This window comes from Erwinia sp. PsM31, from assembly GCF_030433775.1.
Classification (GTDB): Bacteria; Pseudomonadota; Gammaproteobacteria; order Enterobacterales; family Enterobacteriaceae; genus Erwinia; species Erwinia aeris.
In genome coordinates this window covers 1-11,435 of record NZ_JARUWZ010000033.1, presented here as the reverse complement: position 1 = coordinate 11,435, position 11,435 = coordinate 1, and the positions used below count along the sequence as shown (strand labels likewise).

At 56.7% G+C, this 11,435-nt stretch carries 11 protein-coding genes; 8 read left to right on the top strand and 3 right to left on the bottom strand.

Annotated elements, in window-relative coordinates:
• Window positions 1-35: 35 nt before the first annotated feature.
• The 3 genes from QCD69_RS19455 (at window position 36) to rnt (ending at window position 2,505) form a co-directional block, all read left to right on the top strand.
• On the top strand, window positions 36-1,133 hold the full coding sequence (locus QCD69_RS19455; RefSeq protein ID WP_253454435.1) for an alkene reductase: 1,098 nt from the start codon (window positions 36-38) through the stop codon (window positions 1,131-1,133).
• Between the two features lie 210 nt (window positions 1,134-1,343).
• On the top strand, window positions 1,344-1,751 hold the full coding sequence (gene gloA / locus QCD69_RS19450) for a lactoylglutathione lyase (protein WP_253454436.1): 408 nt from the start codon (window positions 1,344-1,346) through the stop codon (window positions 1,749-1,751).
• A 103-nt stretch (window positions 1,752-1,854) separates the two neighbouring features.
• Window positions 1,855-2,505, top strand: coding sequence for a ribonuclease T (gene rnt / locus QCD69_RS19445; protein ID WP_253454437.1), 651 nt, complete (start codon window positions 1,855-1,857; stop codon window positions 2,503-2,505).
• A gap of 61 nt (window positions 2,506-2,566) precedes the next feature.
• Here the strand turns inward: rnt and QCD69_RS19440 are convergent, their stop codons facing one another.
• Complete coding sequence (locus QCD69_RS19440; protein ID WP_253454438.1) at window positions 2,567-2,905, bottom strand: Grx4 family monothiol glutaredoxin; 339 nt, start codon at window positions 2,903-2,905, stop codon at window positions 2,567-2,569.
• A gap of 360 nt (window positions 2,906-3,265) precedes the next feature.
• On the opposite strand from QCD69_RS19440, the gene QCD69_RS19435 reads away from it, so the two are divergent.
• Together QCD69_RS19435 and purR are read left to right on the top strand one after the other, a co-directional pair.
• Window positions 3,266-4,048, top strand: a complete 783-nt coding sequence (locus tag QCD69_RS19435; RefSeq protein WP_301253223.1) for a C40 family peptidase — start codon at window positions 3,266-3,268, stop codon at window positions 4,046-4,048.
• A gap of 319 nt (window positions 4,049-4,367) precedes the next feature.
• Window positions 4,368-5,393, top strand: coding sequence for an HTH-type transcriptional repressor PurR (gene purR, locus QCD69_RS19430; protein ID WP_253454440.1), 1,026 nt, complete (start codon window positions 4,368-4,370; stop codon window positions 5,391-5,393).
• Window positions 5,394-5,423: 30 nt separating this feature from the next.
• Here purR and punR read toward each other — a convergent pair whose 3' ends face one another.
• Window positions 5,424-6,332: a DNA-binding transcriptional activator PunR gene (gene punR, locus QCD69_RS19425; RefSeq protein WP_301253221.1), complete on the bottom strand. Its 909-nt coding sequence runs from the start codon at window positions 6,330-6,332 to the stop codon at window positions 5,424-5,426.
• A gap of 114 nt (window positions 6,333-6,446) precedes the next feature.
• On the opposite strand from punR, the gene punC reads away from it, so the two are divergent.
• Window positions 6,447-7,634, top strand: coding sequence for a purine nucleoside transporter PunC (gene punC, locus QCD69_RS19420; RefSeq protein ID WP_253454442.1), 1,188 nt, complete (start codon window positions 6,447-6,449; stop codon window positions 7,632-7,634).
• Between the two features lie 298 nt (window positions 7,635-7,932).
• Complete coding sequence (cfa, locus tag QCD69_RS19415) at window positions 7,933-9,081, top strand: cyclopropane fatty acyl phospholipid synthase (protein WP_301253219.1); 1,149 nt, start codon at window positions 7,933-7,935, stop codon at window positions 9,079-9,081.
• Between the two features lie 34 nt (window positions 9,082-9,115).
• Here the strand turns inward: cfa and QCD69_RS19410 are convergent, their stop codons facing one another.
• Window positions 9,116-9,772: a riboflavin synthase subunit alpha gene (locus QCD69_RS19410; protein WP_301253218.1), complete on the bottom strand. Its 657-nt coding sequence runs from the start codon at window positions 9,770-9,772 to the stop codon at window positions 9,116-9,118.
• Window positions 9,773-9,866: 94 nt separating this feature from the next.
• Between QCD69_RS19410 and QCD69_RS19405 the strand changes: the two genes are divergently transcribed.
• Window positions 9,867-11,240 (top strand): MATE family efflux transporter, encoded by a 1,374-nt coding sequence (locus QCD69_RS19405; RefSeq protein WP_253454445.1) that lies wholly within the window; start codon window positions 9,867-9,869, stop codon window positions 11,238-11,240.
• Window positions 11,241-11,435: the final 195 nt, after the last annotated feature.

The window sequence follows — 11,435 nt, the reverse complement described above, 5'->3', positions numbered from 1 at the left end:
TCGGCGGTTGGCAGCCGGTTTCCCAGGAGCGATAAATGCAGCTGAAAAAACTTTTTACCCCTTTAAAACTTGGCGCGATTGTGGTGCCTAACCGCATCTTTATGGCGCCGCTGACGCGCCTGCGCAGCATCGAACCGGGCGATATTCCTACGCCGCTGATGGGTGAATACTACCGCCAGCGCGCCAGCGCCGGGCTGGTGATCACCGAAGCCACGCAGATTTCCTTCCAGGCAAAAGGCTATGCCGGCGCGCCCGGCCTGCATACCGCCGAGCAGATCGCCGCGTGGAAAGCGATTAACGCCGGCATCCATCAGGAAGGCGGCCACAGTTCGGTGCAGCTGTGGCATACCGGACGTATTTCCCACAGCAGCCTGCAACCGGAAGGTAAAGCGCCCGTGTCGGCTTCCGCCATCAATGCCGAAACCCGCACCTCTCTGCGCGATGACCAGGGCCGGACAATCCGTGAAGCGACCTCCACGCCGCGCGAGCTGCGTCTGGATGAGATCGACGACGTGATCAACGATTTCCGTCAGGCCACAATCAACGCGCGCGAAGCGGATTTTGACCTGGTGGAGCTGCATTCCGCGCATGGTTACCTGATGCATCAGTTTATTTCGCCCGCGTCTAACCAGCGCACGGATGCCTACGGCGGCAGCGTGGAAAATCGCACGCGCTTTGCGCTGGAAGTGGTGGATGCGGCCATTGACGGCTGGCGCGCCGACCGGATCGGCATTCGTATTTCGCCGCTCGGGCCGTTTAACGGTCTGGATAACGGCGAAGATCAGGAAGCCGCCGCGCTTTACTACATCGGCGAGCTGGCGAAGCGCAATCTGGCCTATCTGCATATTTCAGAACCGGACTGGGCGGGCGGCAAGCCTTACAGCGATGCCTTCCGCGAGGCGATCCGCGCCGCTTATCCCGGCGTGATTGTGGGCGCAGGCGGCTACAGCGCTGAGAAAGCGGAAGCGCTGATTGAACAAGGCCTGATCGACGCCGTAGCCTTTGGCCGCGACTACATCGCCAATCCGGATCTGGTCGAGCGCCTGCGGCAGAACGCGCCGCTGAACGAGCAACGCCCGGAACTCTTTTACGGCGGCGGCGCGGAAGGCTACACGGACTATCCGTTCCTGTAAGCGCCTGCGGGTTTTATCGCCGTCCGACGTCTGACGGCGCGAGAAAGCACGCATTTCCTGGTTTCCGCCAGGCTATAGCTGCTATTCTCTCACGCGGGTAAAACGGCCTGAAGGCCGTTTTACCGCCGGGAATGCCTGCTGGTTCCCGTAACGGCAGGAATTCAGGCTATGCTTGTTATCGGATGATAACGTTTGTTCAAAGAGGATGTTATGCGCTTACTTCACACCATGCTGCGCGTTGGCGATCTGCAACGCTCCGTTGATTTCTATACTAAAGTTCTGGGCATGCGCCTGCTGCGCACCAGTGAAAACACCGAATATAAATACACGCTGGCTTTCGTAGGCTATACCGAAGAGAGCGAAGGCGCGGTGATTGAGCTGACCTATAACTGGGGCGTGGATAAATATGACCTGGGCGATGCCTACGGCCATATCGCGCTGGGCGTGGACGACGTGGCGGCTACCTGCGATCGTATCCGCAACGAAGGCGGCAACGTAACTCGTGAAGCCGGCCCGGTTAAAGGCGGCACCACCATTATCGCCTTTGTGGAAGATCCGGACGGCTATAAAATCGAACTGATCGAAAACAAACACGCGGGCCACGGCCTGGGCGCGTAACGCGTCGGGGTGCCTTCCCGGCACCCTTCTTTCCCCTTCCCCTGCTGCAACCCATGCCGAAATTTGCCATAATACGCGCTCAATTTTCGCCTGTGAGATCCTGATGTCCGAATCGAACGAACTTAACGCCCTCAGCAGCCGTTTTCGCGGTTTTTATCCGGTAGTGATCGATGTTGAAACCGCCGGTTTCGACGCCAAAACCAACGCCTTACTGGAAGTGGCCGCCGTCACGCTGAAAATGAACGACGATGGCTGGCTGGAGAAAGACGAAACGCTCCATTTTCACGTTGAGCCGTTCGAAGGGTCGGTTCTGCAACCCGAAGCGCTGGCCTTTAACGGCATCGATCCTGCCAATCCGCTGCGCGGCGCGGTCAGCGAGTACGAAGCGCTGCACGCCATCTTTAAAGCCGTGCGCAAAGGTATCAAAGATCAGGGCTGCAATCGTGCCGTCATGGTGGCTCATAACGCCACTTTCGATCTGAATTTTATGAATGCCGCGGCGGAAAGAGCCGGGCTGAAGCGTAATCCTTTCCACCCGTTTGTCACCTTTGATACCGCCGCGCTGAGCGGCCTGGTGCTGGGGCAAACGGTGCTGGCGAAAGCCTGTACGGCCGCCGGAATGCCTTTCGACAGTTCGCAGGCGCATTCCGCGCTGTATGATACCGTGCAGACGGCCGATCTGTTCTGTGAGCTGGTTAATCGCTGGAAACGTCTGGGCGGCTGGCCGCTGGCGGAAACGGCGAACCTCGACTAAAAAAAACAGGCCTGACGCATTGTCAGGCCTGTCCGATAGTCTCTTCGCTTAGCGCAACGTTTTATTCTGTTGCGTCGGAAGGATATTTCTGCGCCGTCTCTTTAATCAGCTGCTGCAGTTCACCCGCCTGAAACATCTGAATAATGATGTCGCAGCCGCCGACCAGCTCGCCGTCTACCCACAGCTGTGGAAAAGTCGGCCAGTTGGCGTATTTAGGCAGCTCAGCGCGAATTTCCGGATTCTGCAGGATATCGACATAGGCGAAACGCTCGCCGCAGGCGGACAGCGCCTGTACGGCCTGCGCGGAAAAGCCGCAGCTTGGCAGTTTTGGGGAACCTTTCATATACAGCAGAATCGGGTTTTCTGCGATCTGGCGCTCAATCTTCTCAATGGTGCTCATAAATGCCTTCCTCAATCGGCTACTTCGTGTCTGTATAGTGTAGCGAGTCTGCGAGCGTGATGAAAATGTCATTTTCAGTCGCCCACTGACGCTACGGTCGGAAAACAAAATGTTAAAATACCATTTTCGGTCCGGCGGTGCTGCGTTAACTGTAAATATCAGCGGCAAATTTGCGCAGATAAATGTTTGAACAGGCTAAATTTTACAGCTTTTACCGCTTTGCGACGATTGAAACAAAAAAGGCCTTACTTTTTAGTAAAGAGTTCGATTAGAATCGTCCTGACTGACTGCCCAGGCGCAGATCTCCTTATTTAGCCATGCTCTTGCCACTGGCGGGAGCACAAACTGTTAATGGTAAAGATGCGTTTACTCATCACGTTGCTGATGCTGGCCTTTGCCCAGCTGTTTATGTCTGTGGCGCACGCATCGCCACACGCTGCCGTTAAAGCGGACCACCACAAAGCAGACAGCGCCACGCCTGCTCGTGAAGACGATCGCCGCAAGCGCCGCCCGGTGAAAACCTCTACACGTAAAGTAAAAGAAGCCAGCCCAACCAAAAGCCGTTCGCCCCTTGCTAAAAAGTTTAAGCTGCGCAAAAAAACGCAGACCGTCGCCGCTGCGCTGCCGCCCAAGAAACGCTATGGTCGTCATCGCTTGCGCAACGAAGAGACGGAAGCCTTAACCAGCGGCTCGGCCTCGGCCCCGCTTAAGCTCAGCAAAGCGCATCGCGCCCGCTATCAGAAAGCCCGCGAAACGGCGATGAGCAAGCTGATGAACCAGCTGGGCAAGCCCTATCTCTGGGGCGGCACCTCGCCCAAGACCGGTTTCGACTGTAGCGGTCTGGTCTGGTATGCCTATAAAGATCTGGTGAAGTTTAAGATCCCTCGCACCGCTAACGAAATGTACCATCTGCGGGATGCGGCTTCGATCAAGCGCAACGAGCTGGAAAAAGGCGATCTGGTATTTTTCAGCATCAACGGCCGCGCCTCGGCGGATCACGTTGGCGTTTACCTGGGCAACGGCAAGTTTATCCAGTCGCCGCGTACCGGCAAGGATATACAGGTGAGTATGCTCAGCGAAGATTACTGGGAGCAGCACTACGTCGGCGCTCGCCGCGTCATGACGCCGAAAACTATCCGCTAGCCCACTCAGCAGGCTGGAGGCCCGAATCGCGCAAACGATCCGGGCCGGTTTACTCTTATTTGCGCAAAATGTTCGCCTGTTGCCCTAAAACCCTCGTGTTCTGCGCCTGCTCTTGTTAGAATCCACGGTTTGTTGCGCAACAGGCATTTAGCCGACATGACGCTCTGCTCAAGTCTGTTTCGCCACCCTGAACTCCCTCCTGGTATAACCATTCCGCAACAAATTATGCGCAACTTATATCAGGATTATCATCATTCCAGGCAATCGTTTAACAAACCGCTTTTCAGTGACTTATTGAACAGCGCAGGAGTCTTTTTCCATGGCAACCATAAAAGATGTGGCCAAACGCGCCGGTGTCTCAACCACCACGGTGTCCCACGTCATTAATAAAACCCGCTTTGTCGCTGAAGACACGCGGGAAGCCGTCTGGGCAGCGATCAAAGCGCTGCACTATTCGCCCAGCGCCGTGGCCCGCAGCCTGAAGGTCAATAACACCAAAACCATTGGCCTGCTGGCGACCTCCAGCGAGGCGCCCTATTTCGCCGAAATTATTGAGGCGGTCGAACACAGCTGTTTTGCCAAAGGCTATACGCTGATTTTGGGCAACGCGCATAACGAACTGGAAAAGCAGCAGGCCTATCTGTCGATGATGGCGCAAAAACGCGTCGATGGCCTGCTGGTTATGTGCGCCGAGTACCCGGATGAGCTGATTAAGATGCTGGAAGATCACCGCAACATCCCGATGGTCGTCATGGACTGGGGCGAGTCGCGCGGCGATTTTACCGACACTATTCTCGATAACGCTTTTGAAGGCGGTTATCTGGCAGGCCGCTATCTGATCGATCGCGGCCACCGCGATATCGGCGTGATCCCGGGCCATATGGAGCGCAATACCGGCGGCGGTCGTCATGCCGGCTTCCTCAAGGCGCTGAACGAAGCGGGGATTACGCTGCGCGAAGAGTGGCTGGTTCAGGGCGATTTTGAGCCGGAATCGGGCTATCGCGCCATGCAGCAGCTGCTGGCGCAAAAACAGCGTCCTACCGCGGTATTCTGCGGCGGCGACGTGATGGCGATGGGCGCGATTTGCGCCGCAGACGAGATGGGCCTGCGCGTACCGCAGGATATTTCGGTGATCGGGTATGATAACGTGCGCAACTCGCGCTACTTTACCCCCGCGCTGACCACCGTCCACCAGCCGAAAGAGCGTCTGGGCGCAACGGCCTTCAATATGCTGCTCGATCGTATTACCAGCAAACGCGAAGAGCCGCAGACGATTGAAGTGCATCCGACGCTGATTGAACGTCGCTCCGTAGCGGACGGCCCTTTCCTCGACTACCGTCGCTAAGCGCACGGGCGGCCATCTGCCGCCCGTCTTTTACGCCTCCCGCAGCCATTCGCAGTTCAGCGTTTCCGTTTCGCCTAAATAATCCAGCAGCCAGCGCAGCGCTGGCGACGCCTGCTGTTCCGACCAGCTGACGCAGCAGGGGCTATCCGGAAAAGGCGGATCCAGCCTCAGTTCGCACAGCGAGCCGTTTTGCAGCAGCGGTTGCGCAAGATGCCCCGGCACCATGCCGACACACAGCCCGGCCAGCAGGCAATCAAACGCGCTCTCCCAGTCCGGCGCGACCAGCCGTCGCTGATTATCCAGCGTCCAGGTGGTTCTTTTCGGCAGCGCGCGCGAGGTATCTTCCAGCACCAGCGAAGGCCACTCCCGGATCGCCTCCTCGCTAACCTTCTCCCGGTGTTGCGCAAGCGGATGATCCGCCTTCACCACGCAGCGCCAGTTGAGCATTCCCATATTGCGAAAAGCGAAGCGTCCGCCGACCGGAATAGCCTGCGTCGCGCCTATCGCCACGTCGACCCGGCCGTCGGCCAGCGCATCCCATACGCCGTTGAATACTTCCGGCGAAAGATGCAGTTCCATATCGGGAAAATGTCGGTAAAAATCCACCACTAGCTGGCGCGTACGCGCGGTTTTAACAATACGATCGACGGCGATATTCAGCTGGCCGCGCCAGCCGTTAGCGACCTGCTGACACTGGCGTCGCGTGGCAAGCATTTTTTTGATAACACTCCGCCCTTCCTGGATAAAGACCTCGCCCGCCGCCGTTAAGACCACGTCCCGGTGACGCCGTTCGAACAGCGGCACCGCCAGCCACTCTTCCAGCTGGCGCACGGTATAGCTGATGGCGGACGGAACGCGATGCAGCTCCGCCGCGGCGGCGGTAAAGCTGCCGGTTCGGGCGACCGCATCAATCACCTCAAGCGAGTGTTCTGACCACATATTCTTCCTGCAAAATTTTTGAACGCAAGACGCAAATATTACCGTTTCACAACCGCTATCGCACTCTTTTACACTGCCGTCCGCTATTCACCTGATAAAAAAGAGCAAAATCTCATGCCGTCGAAAGGATTTTTACTTTACCTCGCGCTGCTCAGCGTTGCAGGTTTTCTTGCCACCGATATGTATCTGCCCGCCTTTACGGCGATGCAGCAGGATTTGCAAACCGAAGCGGGCGTCATCAGCGCCAGCCTCAGCCTGTTCCTGGCCGGGTTTGCCAGCGCGCAGCTGTTCTGGGGGCCGCTTTCCGACCGCATTGGCCGCAAGCCGGTGCTGTTGATGGGGCTGGGGCTGTTTGCCGTCAGCTGCGGCGCAATGTGGTGGGCGGAATCCACCACCATGCTGCTGACGCTGCGCTTTTTACAGGCGGTAGGCATTTGCGCCGCCGCCGTCAGCTGGCAGGCGCTGGTGATCGATCGCTATTCCGGCGCGCAGGCCAACCGGGTGTTTGCCACTATTATGCCGCTGGTGGCGCTGTCGCCGGCGTTGGCCCCGCTGCTGGGTGCCTGGCTGCTGAACCACTTTGCCTGGCGGTCGATTTTCCTGGCGCTGCTGCTGCTGGCCCTGATCCTGCTGGTCGCCACGCTTTTTCTGTCGACGCCTGCTCCAAAAGAGCATAAGGAAGAGGCGAAAGTGGGTTTCTTCACGCTGCTGAAGTCGCCGATCTGGAGCGGCAACGTGCTGATTTACGCCGCCTGCTCCGCCAGCTTTTTCGCCTGGCTGACCGGTTCGCCATTTATTCTGGCCGAACTGGGCATGTCGCCGGGCGATATCGGCCTTAGCTACGTGCCGCAGACGCTGGCCTTTCTCGCCGGCGGCTACGGCTGTCGGGCGCTGCTGAAGCAGACCGAAGGCGCTTCGCTGCTGCCCTGGCTGCTGACGCTGTATGCCCTCAGCGTGGGCGCGTTTTTCATCGCCGCACAGGTGGAAACGCCTTCGACCTGGGCGCTGCTGCTGCCGTTTTGCGGTATGGCGCTGGCCAACGGCGCTATCTATCCGATTGTGGTGGCGAATGCGCTGCTGCCTTTTCCGCAGGCCAGCGGTAAAGCAGCCGCGCTGCAAAACACGCTGCAGCTTGGTCTCTGCTTCGTCGCCAGCATGATTGTTTCCGGTTTTATTGCTAACCCGCTCGCCACCACGTCGCTGGTCATGCTCAGTACTGTGTTTTTGACAATTATTGGCTATATTTTACAAAGGACGACGTTAGCCAACGCTCCCCTGACCCACGCTCAGAGCCGTCGTTAACTGGCTGAATCTATTTAGTTAGCGTCCTAACGATAAGGCGTTGAATATTGCCTGAGGTGAGCATATACTCAATTTCAGGCAATAATTCATAACAACTTTGTATCATTTTTTTGATTCCTGACAGGGTTGTCCGGGTGTTCTCTTTTGTGGCAGGCGTCACCCTCATTCTGTAGGTTTCAGTTCAATCCTCTGTAACGCCGGATATCAGGCGCACGGCTAAGCGTGCGTTTTCTCAAACCCTGTGGAAATTGATGATTCTTTTTCTCAGGTTTCAATCACGAAGGGTGATGGAGAAGCTATGAGTTCATCGTGTATAGAAGAAGTGAGCCTGGAAGAAAATCAGTGGTATCGAATCGCCCAGGAAATGTTACGCAACGCGGATATCGAAATTAACGGCACCCGTCCCTGGGATATTCAGGTGACCCATCCCGATTTTTTTAAACGCGTGATGCAGGAAGGGTCGCTGGGCCTGGGCGAAAGCTATATGGACGGCTGGTGGGAGTGCGAGCAGCTGGATATGTTTTTTCACCGCGTGCTGCTGGCTAAGCTGGATCAGCAGCTTCCTCGCCATTTTAAAGATACGCTGCGCATCGCCGCCGCGCGCCTCACCAACCTGCAATCCCGCAAGCGCGCCTGGATTGTCGGCAAAGAGCATTATGACCTTGGTAATGACCTTTTTACGCTGATGCTTGACCCCTACATGCAATACTCCTGCGGCTACTGGAAAGAGGCGGAAACGCTGGAGCAGGCGCAGCAGGCTAAATTAAAAATGATCTGCGAGAAACTTCAGCTGGAACCCGGTATGTCGCTGCTTGATATCGGCTGCGGCTGGGGCGGGCTGGCGGCTTATGCGGCGCGGCATTACAACGTCAAGGTGACTGGCGTGACGATCTCCGCCGAGCAGCAGAAGCTGGCGCAGCAACGTGGTGAAGGGCTGGACGTCACCATCCTGCTACAGGATTACCGTGACCTCGATCAGCAGTTTGACCGCATCGTTTCCGTTGGTATGTTTGAGCACGTCGGGCCAAAAAATTACGCCACTTACTTTAACGTGGTCGATCGCAATCTGAAGCCGGACGGCATCTTTTTGCTGCATACCATTGGTGCGAACAAAACGGACGATAATGTCGATCCGTGGATCGATAAATATATTTTCCCTAACGGCTGCCTGCCTTCCGTACGCCATATTGCCGAGGCGCACGAACCGCATTTTGTAATGGAAGACTGGCACAACTTTGGGGCGGATTACGATCTGACGCTGATGGCCTGGCACCAGCGTTTTTTAGCCGCGTGGCCGCAGCTGGCGGATAAATATGGCGAACGCTTTAAGCGCATGTTCAGCTACTACCTTAACGCCTGTGCGGGCGCTTTCCGCGCGCGGGATATTCAGCTCTGGCAGGTGGTCTTTACCCACGGTAAAGAGGGCGGATTGCGGGTGCCGCACTAGCGGACAAGGTCGGCCACTAAGCCGACCTTGTTTATTACTCTTCCGGCTGAATTTCCGCAGCGGCCGCCGCCAGCAGCGCCGCTTCACGCTGCGCCAGCACGCGCTCAACGGTTTCCACAATCGCCTGGGTATGCGGATCGATTTCAATATTCACTCTGTCGCCCAGCCGCTTGCCGCCCAGCGTGGTTCTTGCCAGCGTTTCCGGGATCAGATGCACGCAGAATTTGCTTTTGGTGACTTCGCCAACCGTCAGGCTGATGCCGTCAATCCCAATAAAGCCTTTGTGCAAAATATATTTCATCTGCTCGCTGTCCTGCGGCTTAAACCATATTTCGCGGTTATTTTCAGACGTCAGGATTTTGCAGATTTCGGCGGTAGTCATAATATGACCGGACATTAAATGGCCGCCGATTTCATCGCTGAATTTCGCCGCGCGCTCTACGTTAACAATATCGCCGGGCTTTAAATCCCCCAGGTTGGTAATACGCAGCGTCTCTTTTACCAGGTCAAAACTGACGCGGTTGCCGTCAACCCCGGTCACCGTCAGGCAACAGCCATTGTGAGATACGGAAGCGCCCAGCTCCAGTCCCGGCAGCAGCTCGTCCGGCAGGCGGACGATATGCGTGCGAAAATTCGGTTTCTCTTCAATTGCCAACACCTCTGCGGTGCCCTGCACAATACCGGTAAACATAATTATGACCTCGGTGGATTTTTCGCTATTCTTGTCTGATCTTAAAACTATACCAAATAGTCTTTCTCCCTTCAGTTAAAAAACAGGTGTATATGTGCAGAAGTATCTGACCGAGGCGCGTCAATTGCTGGCGCTGGCAATTCCGGTAATTTTTGCGCAGGTTGCGCAAACCGCTATGGGCTTTGTGGATACGGTGATGGCCGGCGACGTCAGCGCAACGGATATGGCTGCCGTTGCGGTCGGCACATCTATCTGGCTGCCCGCCATTCTGTTCGGCCACGGTTTGCTGCTTTCGCTCACGCCGGTTGTGGCGCAGTACAACGGCTCGGGCCGCCGCGATCGTATCGCTTTCCAGGTTCGTCAGGGGTACTGGCTGGCCGCCTTCGCTTCCCTGCTGGTTATGGTTGTGCTGTATAACGCCGGCTATGTTATCCGTTCTATGCAAAATATCGATCCCGTGATGGCGGATAAAGCCGTAGGCTATCTTCATGCGCTGCTGTGGGGAGCGCCGGGTTATCTTTTTTTCCAGACCGCGCGCAACCAGTGCGAAGGCCTCGCCAAAACCAAGCCGGGCATGGTGATGGGTTTTCTCGGGCTGCTGGTGAATATTCCGGTTAACTATATTTTTATCTACGGCCATTTCGGGATGCCCGCGCTTGGCGGCGTCGGCTGCGGCGTGGCGACGGCGTCCGTGTACTGGGTAATGTTTATCGCGATGAAAATATGGGTTTCGCGCGCCTCTTCCATGCGCGATATCCGCCTGGCGGATCGGTTCAGTCCGCCCGATGCGAAAGCGCTTTCCCGCCTCTTTAAACTCGGCCTTCCCGTCGCGCTGGCGCTGTTCTTTGAGGTGACGCTGTTCGCCGTCGTCGCGCTGCTGGTGTCGCCGATGGGCATCGTCGAGGTGGCGGGTCACCAGATAGCGCTGAACTTCAGCTCGCTGATGTTTGTACTGCCGCTTTCTCTTGGCGCAGCCACCACTATCCGCGTGGGTTTCCGGCTTGGTCAGGGCTCGACCGAAGGCGCTCGCGTAGCGGCATGGACGGCGCAGGGCGTGGGCATGTCGCTGTCGCTGCTGACGGCGCTGTTCACGGTGGTATTTCGCGAGCAAATCGCGCTGCTTTATAATCAGAATCCGGCCGTGGTGGCGCTGGCGGCTCAGCTGATGCTGCTGGCCGCAATTTATCAGTTTTCCGATTCGATTCAGGTTATCGGCAGCGGCATTCTGCGCGGCTATAAAGATACGCGCGCCATCTTTTTTATCACTTTTATCGCTTACTGGGTGCTGGGCCTGCCCAGCGGTTACATTCTGGCATTAACGGACTGGGTGGTGGCGCCGATGGGCCCGGCGGGCTTCTGGACAGGCTTTATTATTGGCCTGACCTCCAGCGCGATTATGATGGTCTGGCGTATTCTGCGGTTGCAGCGCCAGCCTGAAGCGCAGCTGCTGGCACGCGCGGCCCGCTAACATCTTCATTTAAACCGGATGTTTAAAAATGCTGCGCTTCGCACAGTTGCGCAGCAGTCGCACCGAAAATAGCGATTTCTGCTTGCAAGCCGCCAGGGCTGTCGTTAATATTCGTCCCCGCTGTCACTCAGACAGCATGATGCGTTCTTAGCTCAGTTGGTTAGAGCACCACCTTGACATGGTGGGGGTCGGAGG

Coding starts and splice junctions, on each gene's coding strand:
- QCD69_RS19455 (WP_253454435.1), top strand. CDS start 36: ATGCAGCTGAAAAAACTTTTTACCCCTTTAAAACTTGGCGCGATTGTG.
- gloA (WP_253454436.1), top strand. CDS start 1,344: ATGCGCTTACTTCACACCATGCTGCGCGTTGGCGATCTGCAACGCTCC.
- rnt (WP_253454437.1), top strand. CDS start 1,855: ATGTCCGAATCGAACGAACTTAACGCCCTCAGCAGCCGTTTTCGCGGT.
- QCD69_RS19440 (WP_253454438.1), bottom strand. CDS start 2,905: ATGAGCACCATTGAGAAGATTGAGCGCCAGATCGCAGAAAACCCGATT.
- QCD69_RS19435 (WP_301253223.1), top strand. CDS start 3,266: ATGCGTTTACTCATCACGTTGCTGATGCTGGCCTTTGCCCAGCTGTTT.
- purR (WP_253454440.1), top strand. CDS start 4,368: ATGGCAACCATAAAAGATGTGGCCAAACGCGCCGGTGTCTCAACCACC.
- punR (WP_301253221.1), bottom strand. CDS start 6,332: ATGTGGTCAGAACACTCGCTTGAGGTGATTGATGCGGTCGCCCGAACC.
- punC (WP_253454442.1), top strand. CDS start 6,447: ATGCCGTCGAAAGGATTTTTACTTTACCTCGCGCTGCTCAGCGTTGCA.
- cfa (WP_301253219.1), top strand. CDS start 7,933: ATGAGTTCATCGTGTATAGAAGAAGTGAGCCTGGAAGAAAATCAGTGG.
- QCD69_RS19410 (WP_301253218.1), bottom strand. CDS start 9,772: ATGTTTACCGGTATTGTGCAGGGCACCGCAGAGGTGTTGGCAATTGAA.